This window comes from Roseomonas indoligenes, assembly GCF_017813365.1.
Classification (GTDB): domain Bacteria; phylum Pseudomonadota; class Alphaproteobacteria; order Acetobacterales; family Acetobacteraceae; genus Roseomonas; species Roseomonas indoligenes.
Map to the genome: position 1 here is coordinate 1 of NZ_JAGIZA010000023.1, position 19453 is coordinate 19453.

The 19453-nt window shown below is 70.4% G+C and carries 19 protein-coding genes and 1 pseudogene; 15 read left to right on the top strand and 5 right to left on the bottom strand.

Annotation, left to right across the window (positions count from 1 at the left end; translation table 11 throughout):
- The coding region (locus J5Y10_RS24070; RefSeq protein ID WP_209376679.1) for a LysR substrate-binding domain-containing protein at positions 1-787 on the top strand (787 nt) is incomplete at its 5' end.
- Positions 788-915: 128 nt separating this feature from the next.
- Here J5Y10_RS24070 and J5Y10_RS24075 read toward each other — a convergent pair.
- The gene (locus tag J5Y10_RS24075) at positions 916-1710 is read right to left on the bottom strand and encodes a FadR/GntR family transcriptional regulator (protein ID WP_209376680.1); all 795 of its coding nucleotides are present in this window, start codon (positions 1708-1710) and stop codon (positions 916-918) included.
- A 124-nt stretch (positions 1711-1834) separates the two neighbouring features.
- On the opposite strand from J5Y10_RS24075, the gene J5Y10_RS24080 reads away from it, so the two are divergent.
- From J5Y10_RS24080 to J5Y10_RS24115, 8 genes are all read left to right on the top strand, one after another.
- A complete protein-coding gene (locus J5Y10_RS24080) occupies positions 1835-2629 on the top strand; it encodes an SDR family NAD(P)-dependent oxidoreductase (protein WP_209376681.1) in 795 nt (264 codons plus the stop codon).
- 5 nt (positions 2630-2634) lie between these two features.
- On the top strand, positions 2635-3837 hold the full coding sequence (locus J5Y10_RS24085) for a cytochrome P450 (protein ID WP_209376682.1): 1203 nt from the start codon (positions 2635-2637) through the stop codon (positions 3835-3837).
- Between the two features lie 10 nt (positions 3838-3847).
- Positions 3848-4042, top strand: a complete 195-nt coding sequence (locus tag J5Y10_RS24090) for a ferredoxin (protein WP_209376683.1) — start codon at positions 3848-3850, stop codon at positions 4040-4042.
- Between the two features lie 44 nt (positions 4043-4086).
- Positions 4087-5358, top strand: coding sequence for a CaiB/BaiF CoA transferase family protein (locus tag J5Y10_RS24095; RefSeq protein ID WP_209376684.1), 1272 nt, complete (start codon positions 4087-4089; stop codon positions 5356-5358).
- Entirely contained in the window at positions 5358-6128 is a 771-nt protein-coding gene (locus tag J5Y10_RS24100; RefSeq protein WP_209376685.1) for an enoyl-CoA hydratase-related protein, read from the top strand. The genes J5Y10_RS24095 and J5Y10_RS24100 overlap by 1 nt, the downstream gene beginning before the upstream one ends.
- Positions 6129-6138: 10 nt before the next feature.
- Complete coding sequence (locus J5Y10_RS24105; protein WP_209376686.1) at positions 6139-7314, top strand: NAD(P)/FAD-dependent oxidoreductase; 1176 nt, start codon at positions 6139-6141, stop codon at positions 7312-7314.
- A 13-nt stretch (positions 7315-7327) separates the two neighbouring features.
- Complete coding sequence (locus J5Y10_RS24110) at positions 7328-7621, top strand: DUF1330 domain-containing protein (protein WP_209376687.1); 294 nt, start codon at positions 7328-7330, stop codon at positions 7619-7621.
- A gap of 75 nt (positions 7622-7696) precedes the next feature.
- Positions 7697-8659 (top strand): Bug family tripartite tricarboxylate transporter substrate binding protein, encoded by a 963-nt coding sequence (locus J5Y10_RS24115; protein WP_209376688.1) that lies wholly within the window; start codon positions 7697-7699, stop codon positions 8657-8659.
- A gap of 13 nt (positions 8660-8672) precedes the next feature.
- Here J5Y10_RS24115 and J5Y10_RS24120 read toward each other — a convergent pair whose 3' ends face one another.
- Positions 8673-9503: an SMP-30/gluconolactonase/LRE family protein gene (locus J5Y10_RS24120; RefSeq protein ID WP_245215048.1), complete on the bottom strand. Its 831-nt coding sequence runs from the start codon at positions 9501-9503 to the stop codon at positions 8673-8675.
- Between the two features lie 8 nt (positions 9504-9511).
- Positions 9512-10555, bottom strand: a complete 1044-nt coding sequence (locus J5Y10_RS24125; RefSeq protein ID WP_209376690.1) for a cupin domain-containing protein — start codon at positions 10553-10555, stop codon at positions 9512-9514.
- Positions 10556-10745: 190 nt separating this feature from the next.
- Here J5Y10_RS24125 and J5Y10_RS24130 point away from each other — a divergent pair, with 190 nt between their 5' ends.
- The 5 genes from J5Y10_RS24130 to J5Y10_RS24150 are packed head-to-tail and all read left to right on the top strand — an operon-like array spanning position 10746 to position 16553.
- Positions 10746-11939, top strand: a complete 1194-nt coding sequence (locus tag J5Y10_RS24130; protein WP_209376691.1) for a 2-methylaconitate cis-trans isomerase PrpF family protein — start codon at positions 10746-10748, stop codon at positions 11937-11939.
- Positions 11940-11993: 54 nt separating this feature from the next.
- Positions 11994-13010, top strand: coding sequence for a cupin domain-containing protein (locus tag J5Y10_RS24135; RefSeq protein ID WP_209376692.1), 1017 nt, complete (start codon positions 11994-11996; stop codon positions 13008-13010).
- Positions 13007-13894 (top strand): fumarylacetoacetate hydrolase family protein, encoded by an 888-nt coding sequence (locus J5Y10_RS24140; protein ID WP_209376693.1) that lies wholly within the window; start codon positions 13007-13009, stop codon positions 13892-13894. Before J5Y10_RS24135 ends, J5Y10_RS24140 begins: the two co-directional genes overlap by 4 nt.
- A 14-nt stretch (positions 13895-13908) precedes the next feature.
- Complete coding sequence (locus J5Y10_RS24145; protein ID WP_209376694.1) at positions 13909-14877, top strand: Bug family tripartite tricarboxylate transporter substrate binding protein; 969 nt, start codon at positions 13909-13911, stop codon at positions 14875-14877.
- A gap of 26 nt (positions 14878-14903) precedes the next feature.
- On the top strand, positions 14904-16553 hold the full coding sequence (locus J5Y10_RS24150) for an FAD-dependent monooxygenase (protein WP_209376695.1): 1650 nt from the start codon (positions 14904-14906) through the stop codon (positions 16551-16553).
- Here J5Y10_RS24150 and J5Y10_RS24155 read toward each other — a convergent pair.
- Both J5Y10_RS24155 and J5Y10_RS28950 read right to left on the bottom strand, forming a co-directional pair.
- On the bottom strand, positions 16550-17269 hold the full coding sequence (locus J5Y10_RS24155) for a LysR family substrate-binding domain-containing protein (protein WP_245215041.1): 720 nt from the start codon (positions 17267-17269) through the stop codon (positions 16550-16552). The genes J5Y10_RS24150 and J5Y10_RS24155 overlap by 4 nt on opposite strands.
- Before the next feature lie 15 nt (positions 17270-17284).
- A pseudogene (locus tag J5Y10_RS28950) lies at positions 17285-17590 on the bottom strand (LysR family transcriptional regulator); the annotation flags it as partial.
- 554 nt (positions 17591-18144) lie between these two features.
- Here J5Y10_RS28950 and J5Y10_RS24160 point away from each other — a divergent pair.
- Positions 18145-19093, top strand: a protein-coding gene (locus J5Y10_RS24160; RefSeq protein WP_245215042.1) for an IS630 family transposase whose coding sequence is annotated in 2 segments (ribosomal slippage) — positions 18145-18488 and positions 18487-19093 — 951 coding nt in all. Because the reading frame shifts where the segments join, the coding sequence is not laid out codon by codon here.
- Positions 19094-19453 lie beyond the last annotated feature (360 nt).

The window sequence follows — 19453 nt, forward strand, 5'->3', positions numbered from 1 at the left end:
CCAGCAGATACGCGGCCTCGAGGAGGAACTCGGCGTGCAGCTCTTCGACCGCATCGGCCGCGGCCTCGTCCTCAACGAGGCCGGGCGCCTGTTCCTGGAGGAGGCGCGCGACCTGCTGCGCCGGGCCGAAAGGGCCGCCGCGACGGCGCGGGAAGCGGGCAGGGGGGAAGTCGGGCGCATTCGGGTCGGGTTCACGGCCTCCACCTGCTTCAACCCCGCTGTTACCCGGGTGCTGAAGACCTTCCGGGAGGCCTGGCCGCGGGTGGAACTGGTGCTGGAGGAGGGCCGCTCCAGCCTGTTGCAGTCGGCGCTGGAAGGGGGGCGGCTGGACGCGGCCTTTCTGCGACCGCCCCTGGGCTCGACGGACCACCTCGACTTCGTCCTCGTCGCGACCGAACCGATGGTGGTGGCTCTGCCGGCCGGTCACCGGCTGGACGGACGCAAAAGCCTCGCCCTCGAGGAGCTTCGGGACGAGACCTTCATCCTCTACCCCCGCGCAACCGGGCCCGGACTGTCCGAGAACGTTGTTGCGGCCTGTCAGAAGGCCGGGTTCACGCCCCGTGTCAGCCAGCAGACACCGCAGCTGGCAACCACCGTGAACCTTGTCGCGGCCGCGATGGGTATTGCGGTCGTGCCGGACTGCATGCGCCAGCTGCGCCCGGACAGCGTGTGCTATGTGCCGCTCCGGGACGGGTCGCTGAAGGCGGAGTTCGGCCTAGCCTGGAAGCGGCAGGACCGGTCGAGAGCGGTTCATCACCTGATCCGCACGGCATCGCCGTCTTCCTGAGAGCGTCCCGGAAGGAGGCTGATGGTTTGCGGACCATCGCGGATGCGGAACGCTGCCCCGCACATTCATCGCCTCACCTTCCCTCCACCTCAGAAGCCCCAGGGGGTCAGGGATCGGCGGACGCGCGGTCAGCCGTTGGCCGCTGGAGCACGCCGGCGAGGATGCTTTCCGCTGGGGTGCTGACTCCCCCCATCCAGCCAGTACTTGTGCAGCTCGTGCAGGTAGCGTTCGACCACCTGCAGCGCCTCCTCGGAGTCTCTGCGGCGAAGACATTCCAGGAGGGCACGGCGGGCGCGGATCACCCGGTCGTCGGAGACGGATCCGATCCGCGTCACCCAGTCCCGCAACATGCCGACCAAGGCATCTGCCAGCGCGACAAGGACGCGGTTTCCGCTTGCCTCGGCCAAGAGGTGGTAGAACTGGATCATCAGCTCGGACCGCTGACCCGGATCATCCTTCAGGGCCTCGGCACGATCGACATTCGCCTGCATGGCAGCGAGGTCGGCCTCGGTACAGGCGGGCAGCGCCTCCTGTAGCAGCATGATTGTCACCGCGCGGATCGCGTTGGTGAGATCCGCCACGGAGAAGTCCGTCAGGGCGAGAGGACCCATCCGTTGATCGCCGGAGGCCTGCTCGCCGCGCTCCGCCACGAATGATCCGCCGCGCGCTCCCTTCCGGAGGCTCAGGGTACCCGTGATCTCCAGCATCCGCAGGGCCTCGCGAAGCGTGTTGCGGCTGACCTCGAGCTGGGCCGCCAGGATGCGCTCCGCAGGCAGCTTGTCGCCGGGCTGAAGCGCGCCGTCGGCGATCATCCGCTGGATCTGGCTGGTGATCTCCTCGATGGCCCGGCGCGGACGGGCCGGCGAGAAGCGGGGGCCCTTCCGCTCCTCGGGCTGGGGCGATGGGCGCTGAAGATGGGTCATCACGCGGTCCTCATGACCTTCGTCTGGCAAGGCGCGGCTCGGCGATCAAGGGCCAAGGGGCACATGGCGCTTGACCCTGCTGAACTCGGAGACTAATGGTCCTACCAATGAACAGGAGGACAGCGTGCAGGACGGGTTCAAACCTGGTGCCGGTACGGTGGTGGTAACGGGGGCCGCCAGCGGCATCGGCCGCGCGATCGCCCGGCGGCTCTCCTTGGCCGGTGCGCCGCGCACTGTTCTCCTGGACCGCGACGGGGCCGGGGCGGCGCGTGCCGCTGAGGCGATCGGCCCCCATGCGCGGGCCATGGGAGTGGATGTCCGCGATCCAGCGGCCATCGAGGCGGCGGTCGCACGCATCGAGGAGGACGGGCCCATCTCGCTCTGGTGCTCCAATGCGGGCGTCCACCGCGGGCAGGGCCTGGGCGAGGCGAGCGACTGGGACGCCTCGCTCGCCGTCAACCTGCACGCCCACCTGCATGCGGCGCGCGCCGTCCTGCCCCGCATGGTCCGGCGGGGAACCGGCCACTTCGTCATCACCGCCTCCGCCGCCGGCCTGCTGGCCGATCCGCGCTGCGCGCCCTATTCGGTCAGCAAGCACGCGGCCGTTGCCCTGGCCGAATGGCTTGCCATCGCCCATGGGGGTGACGGCGTGACCATCGCCTGCCTCTGCCCGGAGGGTGTGCGCACCGCCATGACGGCCGCGGACAGCGCGGCCCTGGGCACCGAGGTCCTGGAGCCCGAGGCGGTGGCCGACTCGCTGCTGGAAGGCCTTGCCGAGGGCCGCTTCCTCATCCTTCCCCACTCCCGCACCGCCGAGTACGAGCGCCGCCGCGCAACGGACCGGGGCCGCTGGATCGCCGGGATGCGACGCGCGCGCCAGCGCGCCGCGGGCGCAGCCCCTCTTCACGCCGCAGGATGACGCCGATGGCCCTGGACCTAGCCGAACTCTCCTATCCCATGCAGCGGAGCTGTCCTTTCCACCCGCCGGAAGCCTACGCGCCGCTGCGGGAGAACCAGCCTTTCGCCCGGGTGCGGCTCTGGGATGGGTCCCACCCCTACCTGCTCACCCGCTACGAGGACATCCGGGCGGTGCTGGCGGAGCCGCGCTTCTCCTGCGAGCCCGTGCGGGAGGGATTCCCGCACGTCTACGAGGGCCGGATGGTGGCCGACAAGGCCGATCGCTCCTTCCTGCGCCTGGACAATCCCGAGCACGACCGGCTCCGCCGCATGGTGACGAAGGAGTTCACCGTGAAGAAGGTGCAGGCGCTGCGCCCCTACATCCAGGCCACGGTGGACCGGCTGATCGACAACTACGCCGCCATGCCGCAGGGCAGCGACTTCGTCGAGCACTTTGCCGCGCCGCTGCCGACCGACATCATCACGCTGCTGCTCGGCATTCCCTACGAGGATCACGAGATCTTCCGCCGGGCGACGCGCATCCAGTTCGGGTCGAGATCCACCCCGGCGGAGGTGCGGGAATCCCTGGCCGAGCTGTTCGGCTACCTGGATGCCCTGATCACCCGCAAGGAGGCCGAGCCGGCGGACGATGTCGTCTCCCGCCTCGTGCACGACCAGTACCGGCCCGGTCACATCGACCGGATCACCCTCATCAACATCGTCCGCCTCCTGCTCAGCGCCGGACACCAGACCACCCAGAACATGACCGCACTGGGCGTGCTGACGCTGCTGCAGCACCCGGACCAGCTCGCCCTCATCCGTGCGGACGCCTCCCTCATCCCGGGGGCGGTGGAGGAGCTGCTGCGCTTCTCCAGCATCCTCCACACCGGTGCCCGCCGCGTGGCGCTGGAGGACATCGACGTGAACGGCCATCTCGTTCGGGCGGGAGAGGGGGTCATCTGCTCCATCCCGGCCGCCAACCGTGACGGGGAGCTCTTCCCCGATCCCGACCGCTTCGACGTGACCCGCGATGCCGGCCCGCACGTCGCCTTCGGCTTCGGCGTGCACCAGTGCCTGGGGCAGGTGCTCGCGCGGGCGGAGCTGCAGATCGTCTACGAGACGCTTTTCCGCCGTCTGCCGGAGCTGCGCCTAGCCGTGCCGTTCGAGAGCCTGCGCTTCCGGCACGACATGTTCGTCTACGGCGTGCACGAGCTGCCGCTGTCCTGGTGAGGAGGAAACCATGCGCGTCACCATCGACAAGAGCCGCTGCATCGCCGCGGGCCAGTGTGTCCTCAACGCCCCCTTCGTCTTCGACCAGGGCGAGGAGGATGGGATCGTCATCCTGCTGAAGGAGGATCCGCCGCCGGAGCAGGAGGAGCACACGCGGCGCGCGGCGCGGCTCTGCCCCGCCGAGGCGATCAAGCTCCACGACTAGGGCCGCCCGAAGGGCAGTCCGAGAGAGCGGCAAGGGAGGATGGCGTGGGAACCGGGGTGATGGAGCGGGCGGCGGAACGGCCCGCTGCGGCAGGAGCGCCGGCGCTCGCCGGCATCAAGGTGCTCGACCTGACGCAGTGGGAGGCCGGGTCGGTCGCGGCGCAGACTCTCGCTTTCCTGGGTGCGGACGTGATGAAGATCGAGCGGCCGAAGGGGGGCGATCCCGCACGCATCGCCTCCGCGGATTCGGCGGACGCGGATTCGCTCTACTTCCTGGTGCTGAACGCCAACAAGCGCGGCGTGACGCTGGATCTCGGGAAGCCCGAGGGGAAGGCGCTGCTTCGGCGCCTGATCGAGCGGAGCGACGTGCTGCTGGAGAACTTCGCCCCCGGCACCATCGAGCGGCTGGGCTTCGGCTACGAGGCAGTGAGCGCCATCAACCCGCGCATTGTCTACGGCTCCGTCCGCGGTTTCAGCGACGAGAGCGCGTACCGGGACTTCCGCTGCTTCGACGCCATCGCGCAGAGCATGGGCGGTGCCGTCTCCATCAGCGGGGAGCCGGGCGGCGGCCCCGTGAAGCCGGGGCCGACCTTCGCCGACACCGGCACGGCGATGCACCTGGCGGTCGGCATCGTGGCGGCGCTGCACCAGCGCCACGCCACGGGGCGTGGGCAGCACGTGAAGGTGGCGATGCAGGAGGTGGTGGTGAACTTCTGCCGCATGGGCTTCGCCCGGCAGCAGATCACGGGCCGCGCCGCGGAGCGCGTGGGCAACGGCTCCCCCAGCTCCTCCTCCGCGCCCTCCGGCATCTTCGCCTGCGCGGGCGGCGGGCCGAACGACCACTGCTTCATCTACACGGCACGCGACTCCATTACGGGCAACCGCCAGTGGAATACGCTGCTCCGGGTGATCGGACGGGAGGAGCTGATCGGCGACCCCCGCTACGACGAGCCGCAGAAGCGCTTCGCCCGCCAGGAGGAGGTGGACGCGATCATCGCGCCCTGGATGCTCCGGCACGACAAGCGGGAGGCGATGGCGCTGCTGAACGGCGCCGGAGTCCCGGCCGGCGCCGTGATGGACACCTCCGACCTCATCGACGAGCCCTCCTTCCGCGCCACCGGCATGCTGACCGCCGTGCAGCACCCGAAGCGCGGGGAGATCGTGCTGCCGGGCTGGCCGGTGCGGATGAGCGAATCTCCGACGCCGCCGACGACCTGCCCGCCCCTGCTGGGCGAGCACACGGAGGCCGTGCTCGACGAGATGCTGGAGCTGACACCGGAGGAGATGCGGCGGCTGAAGACGGAGGGCGTGATCTGATGGAGGGCGCGGACACCATCGACCTGTCCCGCGAGGGGCCGATCGCGGTCATCACCCTGAACCGCCCGCAGGTGCGGAACGCGATCGACCTGGCCGCGGCCCATCGCCTGGCGGCGGCCGTGGACGCGGTGGAAGCGGACCCGGCGATCCGCGTCGCGATCATCACGGGGGCGGGCGAGGTGGCCTTCAGCGCGGGGGCGGACCTGCGGGCCCGGGCGCGCGGCGAGGGCCGCGCGGTGATCGCGCCCCACGGCTTCGCGGGCTTCGTGCGCCGCCCCCGGCGCAAGCCCTTCATCGCCGTGGTGAACGGCTTCGCGGTGGGCGGCGGGCTGGAGATCGCCCTAGCCTGCGAGCTGGTCGTGGCCGCGCCGCATGCGAGCTTCTCCCTGCCGGAGCCCATGCGCGGGCTGATCGCCGGCGGCGACTGCCTGCCGTCGGTCTTCCGCCGCCTGCCGCCCGCCCTTGCATGGGAGGTGGCGCTGGCGGGCCGGCGCCTGACGGCCGAGGAGGCCCTGACAGCGGGCATGGTCAACCGCGTCGCGCCAGACGCGCTGGGCGCTGCGCGGGAGATGGCGCGCGCCGTGATAGTGGGCGCCCCGCGCGCGATCGAGGGCACGATCGCGCTGGCGCGGCGGCTCATGGCCGCGGCCCCGCCCGATTACGACGCGCTGGCGGAGCGGACGCAGGCCGCCTTGATGGCGACCGCCGATGCGGCGGAGGCGGCGCGCGCCTTCGCCGAGAAGCGCGCGCCCGTCTGGACCGATGCGTGAGGAGGCCGGCATGGCGCGCGTTGTTATCGTCGGGGCTTCCGTTGCCGGGGTGGGCGTCGCCAATGAGCTGCGGCGCCTCGGCCATGCGGGCGAGATCCTACTGGTCGACGGCCAGGACCACCTGCCCTACGACCGTCCGCCCCTTTCCAAGGCGGTGCTGCTGGGCGAGGAGGCGGATGCGGGCCTGCCCTTCCACGAGGCCGCGCACTACGCCGGGATCGGCGTCGAGCTGGTGCTGGGCCGGGCCGCCGTGTCGCTGGATGCCGCCACGCGAACCATCACCCTGGCCGACGGGACGCGGCTGCGGGGTGATGCGGTCGTCATCGCCTCCGGCGCGCGGGCCCGGCGCTTTCCCGCGGGGCTTGCCGAGGGCCCGGTCTGGACCATCCGCGACCTAGCCGACGCCCACGCGCTGCGGCGCCAGCTTCGCCCGGGGATGCGGCTGGCCGTCGTCGGCGGCGGCTTCGTCGGGGCGGAGGTCGCCTCCAGCGCGCGCAAGCTGGGCCTGGAGGTGGCGGTCTTCGAGGCGGCGCCCCTGCCCTTCCTGCGGATCCTCGGCCCCACCGTAGCCGCAGAGCTGGCGGCGCTACACGAAGGTGCGGGCGTGGCGCTCCGCTGCGGGATCACGGTGGACCGCATATCCCGGCACGGGGCGGCGCAACGCCTGCACCTCTCGGACGGCGGATCGGAGGAGGCGGACCTCGTCGTGGCGGGGCTGGGATGCCTGCCGAACGTCGAGTGGCTGGAGGGATCGGGCCTGCCTCTCGTCAACGGCGTCGTCTGCGACGCCTTCGGCCGGACGGGGGTGGACGGCATCTTCGCGGCCGGTGACGCGGCAGCTTGGTTCAGCCCCCTCGCGGGCCGGCACGAGCGGCACGAGCACTGGACGGCGGCGCGCGAACAGGCGCGGATCGTCGCCGCCGCCATCGCGGGCACGGAGGCGACCGCCTGGGAGGCCTTCGTGCCCTACTTCTGGTCCGACCTGCACGGGCGCCGGGTCCAGGTGCTGGGCGACACGGCGGGGGCCGAGGAGGTCTCCTTCGCGCACCGCGACGAGGCGCGCGGCGCCTTTCTAGTGGAGTACCGGCACGGCGGCCGCATCGTCGGCGTGGCCGGCTGCAACGCGGGGGCGCGGACCATGCGCTACCTCGCACAGCTCGCCCCCGCCGCCGCGGAAGCGGCCTAAGGGGCGCGCCGCCATGCCCGCCTACATGGTCGCCGAGGTGGAGTTCATCCCCGGCCCCGCGCTGGACCACTACCGCGCCCTCGCCGGCGCCGCCATCGCCGCGCATGGCGGCACCTTCCTCGTCCGCGGGCAGGAGAAGACGGTGACGGAGGGCGAGCACCGCTTCCGCCGCGTCATCATCGTCGCCTTCCCGTCGCTGGACGCGGCGGAGCGCTGGTACCGATCGGCGGAGTACGCCGAGGCGCTGCGCGCGAGCGGGAAGGCGATGCACCGCACGCTCTACCTCGTCGATGGCGTGCCGCCGTGAGCTGAGGTGGCGCAGGTCACGACCGGCAGGCAACGACCCGCCGGCGCATGGGGAACGTCCAGGGAGGACAGCAGCATGTTCAAGTGGACCGCCGCGGCCATCGGGGTACTCGGTGCCTGGGCCGCCCAGGCGCAGCCTCCGGGCCAGGACTGGCCCAACCGGACCATCCGCGTGATCTCCCCCTATGCGCCTGGCGGCGCGGCGGACGCCACGGCGCGGCTGGCAGGGCAGGAGCTGCAGCGCATCCTCGGCCAGACCGTGGTGGTGGAGAACCGCTCCGGCGCCAGCGGCACGATTGGAGGAGAGGTGGTGCGGCAGGCGGCGCCGGACGGCTACACGCTGCTCGCCTCGCCCAGCTCGCACATCCTGGCGCGCCACGTGCTGCGCGCCGCGCCCTACGACCCCCAGGCAGATTTCACCCCGGTCGCGCGCTTCGCCGAGGGACCGATGCTGGTGCTGGTGAACCCGGCCATGCCGGCGGGCACCATTGCGGAGGCGCTGCCGCTCGTGCGGGCGAACCCCTCCCGCTTCACCTTCGGCCTAGGCGGCCTGGGCGCCGCGAGCCATCTTGCGGTGCTGCAGTTCCTGCGGCAGGCCGGGGTGGACCTCGCCATGGTGGCCTATCGCGGCTCGGCGCCGGCCCTGACCGACTTGGTCTCTGGCAACATCCAGCTCATGATCGATCCCGGCGGCTTCCCACTGGTGCAGGACGGCCGGCTGAAGGCGCTGGCGATCACGGGCTCCCGCCGTCATCCTCTCCTGCCAGGCGTGCCCACCGCGGCCGAGAGCGGCATGCCGGGGCTGGAGATGGTGGGGTGGTACGGCCTGTGGGGTCCGAAGGACCTGCCCGCGCCGATCGTGACGCGGCTGAACGCGGCCATGGCGCAGGCCGTCCAGCAGCCGGCCGTGGTGCAGCGCCTCTACGCGCTGGGCCTAGTGCCAGCCTCCAGCACGCCGGCGGCCCTCGTCCAGTACATCCAGGAGGATCTGGCGCGCAGTGCCACTCTCCTGCAGGAGGCGCACTACCAGCCCGAGTGAGCGGCGGGGCGGCCTAGCGGAAGGGGTGGAGCGCCAGCCCTTCCGCGCCGACATCGAGCGCGAGGACCTGCCCGCGCCCCGCCGCCGTGACGATCAGCACGCCTCCCATAAAGCAGAGGTTCGTCGTCATTGTGCCCTCGCCCAGCTCGATGCGGCGGAGAGGCGCGCCGGAGGGATTGAACACCTCCACCCCACCGGAACCCGGCGTGCAGGCCCAGATCTTCCCTTCCACATCGATGGCGAGCCCATCCGGTCTTGCCTTTGCGGTGGTGCAGAGAACGCCGTCGGAGGAGGGGATGCCCACTGCGCCGAGCGAGAGGCGCTCGATCGCGCGGTCATGCGTGCAGGCTAGGTAGAGGTGGGCGCCAGAGGCGTCGAAGGCCCGGCCGTTCGGGAAGTGGCGGCCCTCGATCATCACCTCGCATCGTCCGGTCTCCGGGTCGCATGCAATGACGTGGCCCTCGACCGGCTCGTGCAGCGCCCGGTCGGTCAGGGGATCTGTGACCCAGAGGCGGCCATCGGGACCGAAGGCGAGGTCGTTGGGCGCCTCGAAGGGAAAGTCGAAGGCGTACTCCACGCGCCCGTCGTGGATCCGCTGCACGCCGGGCCGCGCGGCCCCCGAGGCGCCGAAGATGCCGCCGTTCTGCGCGACGTACAGCGCATCCCCGGACCAGGCCAGCCCGTTCGGCCCGCCGCCCGTCATGTGGCTTTCCAACAGGCGGCCGGAGGCATCGAGAACGTGGACCAGACCCGCGCTGATGGAGGCGATTGCCAGGCGCCCGTCCGGGTGCACCGCAGGTCCCTCGATGAAGCCGAGGCCGTCCGCCAGGATGCGGGGCTGCATGGCCACGCTCAGCCCTCCTCCGTGCGGTGCAGTCCCAGGGCCTGCAGCACGGGGATGTCGTTCACCTGGAAGAGGATGGCGGGCTCCGCGCCGTCATTCGCGTGGCTGTGCAGGGCCCAGGGGGGCAGGGCAATGAAGTCGCCCGCACCCCAGTCGAAGACTTGGTCCTCCACCCGCATCCGTCCCGCGCCGCGCACGGCGTGGTAGACGACGCTGCCGGTGTGCCGATGCGCCCGCGTGCGCGCTCCGGGGCGCAGCATCTGCAGCGCCGTGCCGAGCGCCGGCAGGGCGGGGCCGCCCGTCAGCGGGTTCTGGTACTCGAGGATGACGTCGTCGAAGGGATCGGGATCCAGCCCCGCCGCCTGCTGTAGCGCCGCCAGGGCACGATCCCAGGTATAGGCGAGGATCGGGCTGGCCCGGCCGTGATGGGCGCCGCCCGGCGGCCGCATGATGCCGCTGCCGAACTCGCGGAAGGACCGGTCCTGCACGCGGGAGACGGGCTGGCGCGGCACCTCCGACCCCTCGAAGGAGACCGCGTGCAGCGCCCGGACAAGGGAGATGTCCAGCACGTCCAGCCAGACCATGGGCCTGTCGCCCTTGTTCTCGTGGTCGTGCCAAGTGCCGCTGGGGGTGAGGACGAGGTCGCCCTCGTTCATCTCGTAGAGTTCGCCGTCCACCACGGTGTCCGAGCCGCGCCCCTTCATGATGAAGCGCAGGGCCGTGGCCGCGTGGCGATGAGCGGTCGCGACCTCGCCGGGCAGGATGTACTGGATGGAGGCCCAGAAGGTCGGGGTGGTGCCGTAGGGCAGGCCGGGATTGGCCAGCCGCAGCGTGCGCCGCTGCCCACCGGCCTCCAGCTTCAGGCTGGCGCCTATCTTCTCCAGCAGCCCGGCCAAGTCCTCGGCCCGCCAGTGCAGGGGCACCATGCTGCTGCTGGGCGTGCGCGTGAAGAGCGGCGGGTCGCCGGGCTGGGCGACGGCGATGTTGTGCGCGGCCAGCTCCGCCGCCAGCTCCGCGCGGGCGTCCGCATCCGTCATGACAGCCTCGGCCATGTCGGTCCTCCCCTGATTCCGGGCACCTATGGCCCGGCTTTGCCGCCGAGGTGAGCCGCGCGAGCCGACCCTGTCCAATACGAAATCGCCGCCCTTCTCATACGAACAAGACGTAGTGCTTTTCTCGGAACGCCGTGTGCAAGGTATGGGCGAAGCCGCCACGCAGAGGGCCGGCACGGAGGAGATGGGCATGCCGAGACAGGACGCGCATCGCGACCTAGCCGGCCGGGAGTCGGGAGGCGTGAGCGCCGTTCGGGCACCGAGGCGGGAGAGCTACCCGGCGGTGTTCATGCGCGGTGGCACCAGCCGCGCCCTATTCTTTCACCGGCGCGACCTGCCGACGGGCAGCCCGGGCGACGACACGGCGGATTGGGACCGCATCTTCTGCGCCGCGCTCGGCACGCCGGACCCGAACGGGCGCCAGCTGGACGGCATGGGCGGCGGCATCTCCTCGCTCTCCAAGGTCGCGGTGATCGGCCCGCCGAGCCGGGCGGATGCCGACGTGGACTACACCTTTGCCCAGGTCGCGATCGGCGAGCGCGTGGTGGGCTACCGCGGCAACTGCGGCAACATCTCCTCCGCCGTCGGGCCCTTCGCGGTGGAGGAAGGGCTCATCCCCGCCCCCGCGGACGGCGAGGCGGTGGTCCGCATCCACAACACCAACACGGGCAAGATCATCGAGAGCCGCTTCGCGGTGCGGGACGGCCTGCCCGTGGAGGCAGGCGGGATGGAGCTTCAAGGCGTCGGGGCGGGCGCGCCGATCCGCCTGACCTTCCGTGATCCCGGCGGCGCGGCGACCGGGCGGCTGCTGCCAACCGGCAGGGTGGTGGACCAGCTGGAGGTCGAGGGCCTCGGCAGAGTCGAGGCCTCGCTCGTGGATGCCGCCAATCCCGTCGTTTTCGTCGGTGCCGCCTCCATCGGGCTGCGCGGGGACGAGACACCGGGCGAGCTGGACGCCTGGTCCGGCCGGCCGCTTTTCGAGGCGATCCGCGTGCGGGCCGCGGTGGCCATGGGCCTGGCGAGTGAGGAGGAGGCGCGGCGGAGCCTGAAGAACCTGCCGCTCGTCTCCCTCGTCGCCGCCCCGCGCGGGAGTGTCGCGGCTGTTGCCACGCGGATGATCTCCTCCGGCCAGCCGCACAAGGCCACGCCGTTGACAGGTGCCATGTGCCTGGCCATCGCCGCGCGCCTGCCCGGCAGCGTGGTGCAGCGGGCCCTGCGCCCGGGTGCTGCGGAGGAGGGTGACTTCGTCCTCGAGCACGCCTCCGGAACCCTCGCGGTCGCCGCCGTGGTGGAGAGGGGCGCGGCGGGGCCGGTGGCGCGGGAGGCCGTGGTGTACCGCACCGCGCGCCGGCTGATGGAGGGGCGGGTCTACCTCCGCCCCTGAGACAGGCTCGCTGGAAGAACGACGCCTCGAGGAGGCGCATGGAGGATGGATCCGATGCTCATCGAACAGGCTGGAACCGGTGCAGGGGCCGCGCCGCCGTCGCCGGAGCGACTGGCGGCCGCAGCGAGCCTGCCGGAACTCTACGGGCTGCTGGAGCCCCTCTCCGTCGGGCCGGGCTGGGCCAAGCCGACACCGTCGATCTGGCCCTCGCCGAAGGAGACCTTCCGGCCGGCGCACTGGGACTACGCATGTGCCAAGGCGGCGCTCGACGCGGCCGGGCACCTGGTGGACACGAAGCTCGCGGAACGGCGCAACCTCATCCTCGCGAACCCTGTCGAGGGCAACACCTACGCCACCGCGCGTACGCTGGTGGCCGCCTACCAGATGATCCTGCCGGGCGAGCAGGCGCGCTCGCACCGCCACACGCCGAACGCGCTGCGCCTGATCGTGGACGCGGAGCCCGGCACCTACACGGTGGTGGACGGAGAGCGCCTGCCCATGCTGCCGGGCGACGTGCTGCTGACGCCGAACTGGCGCTGGCACGGCCATGGCAACGACGGCACCGCCCCCGCCTACTGGATCGACGTGCTGGACGCACCGCTGGTGCAGTTGCTGGAGCCCATGTTCCTGGAGCACCACCCGGAGGTGTACGAGCCGGTGCGCGCGACCGCCGAGACCTCGCCCATGTGGTTCCCCTGGGCCGAGACGCAGCGTCGCCTGGAGGCCGCCGCGCCGACGCCGGAAGGCCCCTGGGGCACGGCCGTGGCGCTCGGCGATCCGGCCATGGAGACGATCGGGCTGGCCATGATGCGCCTCTCGCCCGGCATCGCCACCGCCCCCCACCGCACGACCGCCAACAACGTCTTCGCCGTGGTCCAGGGCGAGGGTGAGAGCAGCGTGGACGGGGAGAGCATCTCCTGGCGCCGCGGCGATGTCTTCGTAGTGCCGGCCTGGAGGCCCCAGTCGCACAGGTCGGATGATGGTGCCGTCCTGCTGCGCGTCACCGACGAGCCCGCCATGGCGCGGCTTGGCTTCCTTCGTGAGACGGCTGGTCAAGGAGCAATCGCATGAAACTCGCCGTCTTTGACGACAACCGGCTGGCGGTCGTGGAGGGGGAAAGTCTCTACGACGTGACGGACGCCGTCCCGAGCCATGGGTCCGTCTGGCCGCCCGTGTTCATGCAGCACGTCATCTCCGATTGGGCCGCAACGGCGCCTCGCCTCTCAGAGGCGCGCCAGGGCGCCCCGGCCATCCCGCGCAATTCGGTGACGCTGCGCTCGCCCATCCCCTTCACCGGCAACATCGTCGCGGCGCCTGCGAACTACACCAAGCATGTGGGCGAGCTGGGGGACCGTGGCGTCACCGCGAAGGGGAACTCCGCCCGCGACGTCGGCTTCTTCCTGAAGGCCACCTCCTCCCTTTCCGGCGCGGACGAACCCATCGTGCTGCCGGTGAACTCCGGCCGGCGCTTTGACCACGAGACGGAGCTAGGCGTCATCATCGGCCGCACCTGCCGCAACGTCCGGCGCGATCAGGCCCTGGACTACGTGTTCGGCTACTCCTGCCTGATCGACCTGAGCATGCGCATCGAGCCCGGCCGGCCGGCGGAGGAGCGCTGCACGCGGAAGTCCTTCGACAGCTTCACCCCGCTCGGCCCCTGGATCGTCACCGCGGACGAGGTGCCCGACCCGCAATCCCTCTCCAACCGCCTCTGGGTGAACGGCGAGCTGCGTCAGGAGGCGAATACGAGCGAGATGACGGTCGGCGTCGCCGAGCTGATCGAGCTGATCTCCTCCGTGATGACGCTGCGCCCGGGCGACGTGATCGCCTCCGGCACACCGCAAGGCGTGGGGCCGGTGGTGCCCGGGGACCAGGTGACGATCGAGATCGAGCGCGTGGGCCGCATGACGCTGAACGTGGTCGCCGCGGCCGAGGCCGCGCCGCGCATTTTCTAGGGGAAGGAAACGACATGCGTAGAAGAGCGCTTCTCGCCGCACCGGTGCTGGCGCTCGCGGCGCGGGCCGCGCGGGCACAGTCCTGGCCCGCGCGCCCTGTCCGGGTCATCATCCCCTTCCCGCCGGGCGGGGGCATTGACATCCTGGTCCGCGCCGTAGGGGCGGAGCTGTCCGCCCGCTGGGGGCAGCCGGTGGTGGTGGAGAACCGCGCCGGTGCATCCGGCATCATCGGTGCCGAGGCCGCGGCACGCTCCGCGCCCGATGGCTACACGCTGCTGGGCACGGTAAACCAGACCTTCACCACCAACCGCTTTCTCTTCCGCACGCTGCCCTACGATCCCGACCAGGGCTTCACCCCTGTCAGCCTCATGGTGCAGAGCGACCACATGCTGCTGGCCCATCCATCGGTGGAGGCCGACGACGTGGCCGGGCTGATCCGCTTGGCCAAAAGCAAGCCCGGCAGCCTGACCTACGGCTCCTTCGGCAGCGGGACGCAGCCGCAGCTGGTCTATGAGGCGATGAACCAGCACGAGAAGCTGGACATCCTCCACGTGCCCTACAACGGCATCGCGCCCCTCATGCTCGCCACCACCCGCGGCGAGGTGATGCTGGCGACGGGAAGCGCGAGCGTGGCCGGGGAACTGATCCGCACGGGGAAGATCAAGGCCCTGGGCACCGCCGGTGGCCGTCGCATCGGCCAGTTCCCGAAGGTACCGACCACGGCCGAGCAGGGCTATCCCTACATCCGCGCCTCGATCTGGTACGGGCTCTTCGCCCCGGCCGGTACGCCGGATGAGGTGGTAACGCGGCTTGGGAACGACGTGCGCGCGGTTCTCAACACGCCGGCCTTCACCCAAGCGCAGGTAACCAACCGCGGGCTGGACCTAGTGGCCAGCGACGGCGCCGCGCTCACGCGCGAGATCCGCGACGAGACCGCCTCCGTCGGCGAAATCATCCGTGCGGCCCGGATCGAGCCGCAATGAGCAGCCCAGGACAGGAGGGGACGGCGATGAACGCGACGCAGCGGGTGCTTGTGGTGGGGGGCGGTCCGGTGGGGCTGGCCCTTGCGGGGGAGCTGGGCTGGCGTGACATCCTCTGCACCCTGATCGAGAAGGGGGACGGACGCGTCGTCCAGCCGAAGATGGACTTCGTCGGTGTCCGGACGATGGAGTTCTGCCGCCGCTGGGGCATCGTGCCCTGGGTCCACGAGGCCGGTTACAACCGCGCCTACCCGCAGGACTGCGCCTGGGTCTCCTCCCTCAACGGCTACGAGTTCGGGCGGGAGGTCTTCGCGCCCCTGAAGGATGAGCCGAGGCTGCCGCAGAGCACCTATTCCCGCGGCGAGCGCTGCCCGCAGAACTTCTTCGACCCTGTCCTCTCCCGCTTCGCGAGCAGCTTCCCCACGGTGACGATCCGGCGTGAGACCGAGCTGCTGCGCTTCGAGGATGATGGCACCCGCGTGACCGCCCGGCTCAAGGATCTTCGCAGCGGGGCCGAGGACACGGTCGAGGCCGCATACCTCGTCGGCTGCGACGGCGGTGCCAGCACGGTCCGGGAAGCGCTGGGCATCCCAATGCAGGGCTCGCCCGTCCTCACCTATACGACGAACTGCATCTTCCGCTGCGAGAACCTGGAGGCCCTTCACGACAAGAAGCCGGGTTACCGCTTCATCTTCATCGGACCCGAGGGAACCTGGGCCACGATGGTGGCCATCAACGGCCGCGACCAGTGGCGCTTCTCCCTCGTCGGGGACGACACGCGGCGCCAGCCGGGCGAGGCGGAGATGCGGGCCGCTATCGTCAAGGCGGTGGGGCGGGAGTTCGACTTCGAGATCCTCTCCATCATGCCCTGGGTCCGCCGGCAGCTCGTGGCCGACGGGTACGGCAAGGGCCGCGTCTTCATCGCCGGCGATGCGGCGCACCTTACCTCCCCTACGGGGGGCTTCGGCATGAACATGGGGATCCAGGATTCCGTCGATCTTGGCTGGAAGCTGGAGGCGGTGTTGCAGGGCTGGGGCGGGCCGGAGCTGCTGCAATCCTACGAGGTTGAGCGGCGACCGGTGGCCATTCGCAACGTCAACGAGGCAACGGGCAACCTCAAGCGCATGCTCGCTCCGCGCGACGCAAAGCCTTCCCCCGCCGTATTCGAGCCAGGGCCTGAGGGCGACCAGGCCCGCAAGGAGTTCGGCGACCGCTACACGGAGATGATGAGGAGGGAGTGGTACACCCCAGGCATCCATCTCGGCTTCGTCTACGAGAGCTCACCGGTCATCGTGCCGGACGGCACGCCGCCCCCGCCGGACGAGGTCAGCACCTATACCCAGACCGCCCGGCCCGGGTCGCGCGCGCCGCATGTGTGGCTCGCCGAGGACAGGTCCACACTGGACCTCTTCGGGCGCGGCTTCGTCCTGCTGGTCTTCGGGGAGGGCGACGCGCCGGCCCTGGTCGAGGCCGCGGAGGGGGGGGGCCTGCCGCTGACCGTCCACCGCATCGACAACCGGGCGGCGGCGGAGCTCTATGCCCGCCACTTCGTGCTGGTGCGGCCCGACGGGCATGTGGCTTGGCGGTCCGACCAGGCTCCGGACGCCTCGGAGGCGGCGCGGATCGTTTCCGTGGTGCGGGGCTGCGGGGCCGGGGCCATGCGGCAGGCCGCGGCCTAGGCCGGGGACTGGCGGGGTTCGTCCAGCCGCGCCTCCTCGCTGAGCGCGGCGACGAGCACGGGCAGGAGCGGCGAGGCATCGCCTCGCCGCCAGGCGATGCTAGTGACCATCCGGGCGCTGACTGCACGGAGGGGCCGGAAGGCGACGTGCGGCGGCTGGAGGGCGGTGACGGAGGCCGGCACGATAGCCACGCCGATGCCGGCCGCTACCAGTCCGATAAGGGTGTGCATGTCCTTCACTTCCTGGACGATCTGCGGCGTGCGACCCGTCTGGAGGAACACGTCAGCGATCCGCGCGGCATAGTCGGAGCCGGGGCGCTGTGTGACCACGATGAAGGGCTGCGGAAGCAGGGTCTCGGGATCGAGCACCTGCTCGTTCACAAGCGGATTGTCCGCCGGTAGTGCCACGACGAAGGGCTCCTCCTGTATGACCCGGATCTCCAACTCGGGGTCGGTCACGGAACCCCGGAGCACGCCGACATCAATCTCCTCCGCCGTGAGGGCGTGCACCTGCTGCGCGACGGTCATCTCCTCGACCCGCACCGTAATTCCGGGATGGGTCTGAGCTAGGCGGCGGAGCACTCGGGGAATGAGCGTGTAGATGGTGGCGTAGACCGCGCCGATGCCGATCACGCCCTGGCGGCCATCCCGGATAGCCCGGACCTCGTCCGCCGCGCGGGCCGCCTGCTGCAGGATATGCCGGGTGTGACGGACCATGGCCTCGCCCGCCGGAGTAAGTGAGACTCGGCGCTTGTCGCGCAGGAACAGGGACGTGCCTAGCTCCTCCTCCAAGGCGCGGATCTGGGCGCTGAGGGGTGGCTGGGCGATCCCAACCCGAAGCGCGGCACGCGTAAAGTTAAGCTCCTCCGCAACGGCCAGGAAATAGCGGAGCTGTCGGAAGTCCAAGACGCTGTCGCTCCTGTTTTCGAGGCCGGACTGGCAGATTGGGTTGCCGGCGAGGGCAGGAAACAGGGGATGAGTTATGTTGTGGCCACGCGTACCCGTCCAGGCATTGCTTCCGGCCCGAGCAGCTACCATCACGTTACCGGTTGCCTTCCGGCTGCTCGTTGCGGCAATTCAGGTTGCGCGATAGGCGCAGAGCATCTGTCTGCTTTTTTCCCCTTTTCCCCGGCGAAGCTAGGAGGGCGCGGCCTGTGATCAGGCAGCGCGCCGCTAGGCGCGCCAGTCCATTAAACGCCGTCCAGTGAAGTCGACCCGATCCACCTCCCGCCTATGAGCGGCGACCGTCAAAGCCGCCAAGTAACGCTGAACTCGGATGCAGGTTAGGCATCACTGACGGGGAAGGGATCCGGGAGTGCCTGTGGAAAACAGGACGCACTTGCCAGCGCTTTGCCTCCCCGAGGCAAAGCACCTCGGCCACTACTGCCCGCAACAAGGGCATGCTTCTTGACCGTCACACAACGCTATCCGAAAGTCCTACCAGACTAACGCAAGCTATTGAACCAATTGATAATCTTGCGTTTCTCGTCGCCGAGCACTATAGTCTTATCCGAGCGAGTAGAGTCGGAAGTGCTTGCCCGACGCGGGGCGGATCTGATTCACCCTGAGGGCTGGATTGGAGGCCAGCCTCCATGGCCAAGGCGTTGTCCGAGGACTTGCGTTCGCGGGTGATCAGCGCGGTGGACGGGGGCTTGTCGCGTCGGGCGGCGGCGGAGCGCTTCGAGGTGTCGGTGGCGACAGCCATCCGCTGGGTGCAGGTGTTTCGCACCACCGGCACTCGATCCGCCCGTGCCTGTGGCGGCGACCAGCGGTCCCACCGCATCGAGGCCTATCACGACGTTCTGCTGGGAGCGGTCAAAGCCCGGGTCGATATCACCCTGGCCGAGCTGTCCGACCTGCTCTGGCGCGAGCACGGCGCCCGTTTCACGCCAAGCACCGTCTGGCGGTTCCTCGACCGCCACGCCATGACCTTCAAAAAAAACGTCCCACGCCAGCGAGCAGGACAGGCCCGACGTCGCGGCCAGACGACGCGCCTGGTTCGACGCCGGGCCTGACCTCGACCCGGAGCGCCTGGTCTTCATCGACGAGACCGGCGCCTCGACCAGGATGGCCCGCCTGCGCGGCCGGGCGCCCCGCGGCGAGCGCTGCCGCGCATCGGTCCCGCACGGCCATTGGAAAACGACGACCTTCACCGGCGCACTGCGTCTGTCGGGTATGACCGCGCCTATGGTCCTCGACGGCCCTATGAACCGGGAAGCCTTCCGCGCCTACGTCGATCAGGTCCTGGTGCCGACGCTCCTGCCCGGTGACGTCGTCATTATGGACAACCTGCCCGCCCATAAGGGGCCGCACACCCGGACCGCCATCGAGACTGCAGGCGCGCGCTTGCTCTACCTCCCGCCCTACTCCCCGGACTTCAACCCCATCGAGAACGCCTTCGCCAAGCTCAAAGCCCTCCTGCGCAAGGCCGCCGCAGGATCCATCGACGACCTCTGGAACGCCATCCGTGACGCAGTCCCGCATTTCACCCCACAGGAGTGCGCCAACCTCTTCACCGCAGCAGGTTACGAGCCTGAATAATCGGATTCTGCTCTAGCGCCGTCTTCCGCGCTGCACGCATACGGGTGGCGGGAACGGAGAGGAAGATCGAACTCAGGGCCATCTACCCGGTGTCAGCTTTCCGTCCGACCAGGTGATCACGGAGACGATTGGGATCGGCGTGGAGGGCAACCTTCTCGTCCGCGACGTCGATTTGGGCGAGGAGGTGGTGCAATGGGTTCCCCCGTTCTTCAGGGCTGAGCTTAGGCCAGCTGCTGGCAAGGGCATCCACGGCGCGGATCGGTTCCATCCTCTCGCCAAGCTCGTGGGCAGCGCTCCTGCCGCCCCGAGATGACCGATCAGCCGCGTCGGGTTGACGAGGAACTGCATCAGGGTCTCGAC

Excerpts from the sequence above, each read along its gene's own strand:
- J5Y10_RS24100 (WP_209376685.1), top strand. The coding sequence starts at position 5,358 with ATGGAGGGCGCGGACACCATCGACCTGTCCCGCGAGGGGCCGATCGCG.
- J5Y10_RS24155 (WP_245215041.1), bottom strand. The coding sequence starts at position 17,269 with ATGGTCCGTCACACCCGGCATATCCTGCAGCAGGCGGCCCGCGCGGCG.
- J5Y10_RS24150 (WP_209376695.1), top strand. The coding sequence starts at position 14,904 with ATGAACGCGACGCAGCGGGTGCTTGTGGTGGGGGGCGGTCCGGTGGGG.
- J5Y10_RS24135 (WP_209376692.1), top strand. The coding sequence starts at position 11,994 with ATGCTCATCGAACAGGCTGGAACCGGTGCAGGGGCCGCGCCGCCGTCG.
- J5Y10_RS24130 (WP_209376691.1), top strand. The coding sequence starts at position 10,746 with ATGCCGAGACAGGACGCGCATCGCGACCTAGCCGGCCGGGAGTCGGGA.
- J5Y10_RS24110 (WP_209376687.1), top strand. The coding sequence starts at position 7,328 with ATGCCCGCCTACATGGTCGCCGAGGTGGAGTTCATCCCCGGCCCCGCG.
- J5Y10_RS24120 (WP_245215048.1), bottom strand. The coding sequence starts at position 9,503 with ATGCAGCCCCGCATCCTGGCGGACGGCCTCGGCTTCATCGAGGGACCT.
- J5Y10_RS24090 (WP_209376683.1), top strand. The coding sequence starts at position 3,848 with ATGCGCGTCACCATCGACAAGAGCCGCTGCATCGCCGCGGGCCAGTGT.
- J5Y10_RS24115 (WP_209376688.1), top strand. The coding sequence starts at position 7,697 with ATGTTCAAGTGGACCGCCGCGGCCATCGGGGTACTCGGTGCCTGGGCC.
- J5Y10_RS24075 (WP_209376680.1), bottom strand. The coding sequence starts at position 1,710 with ATGACCCATCTTCAGCGCCCATCGCCCCAGCCCGAGGAGCGGAAGGGC.
- J5Y10_RS24125 (WP_209376690.1), bottom strand. The coding sequence starts at position 10,555 with ATGGCCGAGGCTGTCATGACGGATGCGGACGCCCGCGCGGAGCTGGCG.
- J5Y10_RS24085 (WP_209376682.1), top strand. The coding sequence starts at position 2,635 with ATGGCCCTGGACCTAGCCGAACTCTCCTATCCCATGCAGCGGAGCTGT.
- J5Y10_RS24140 (WP_209376693.1), top strand. The coding sequence starts at position 13,007 with ATGAAACTCGCCGTCTTTGACGACAACCGGCTGGCGGTCGTGGAGGGG.
- J5Y10_RS24105 (WP_209376686.1), top strand. The coding sequence starts at position 6,139 with ATGGCGCGCGTTGTTATCGTCGGGGCTTCCGTTGCCGGGGTGGGCGTC.
- J5Y10_RS24145 (WP_209376694.1), top strand. The coding sequence starts at position 13,909 with ATGCGTAGAAGAGCGCTTCTCGCCGCACCGGTGCTGGCGCTCGCGGCG.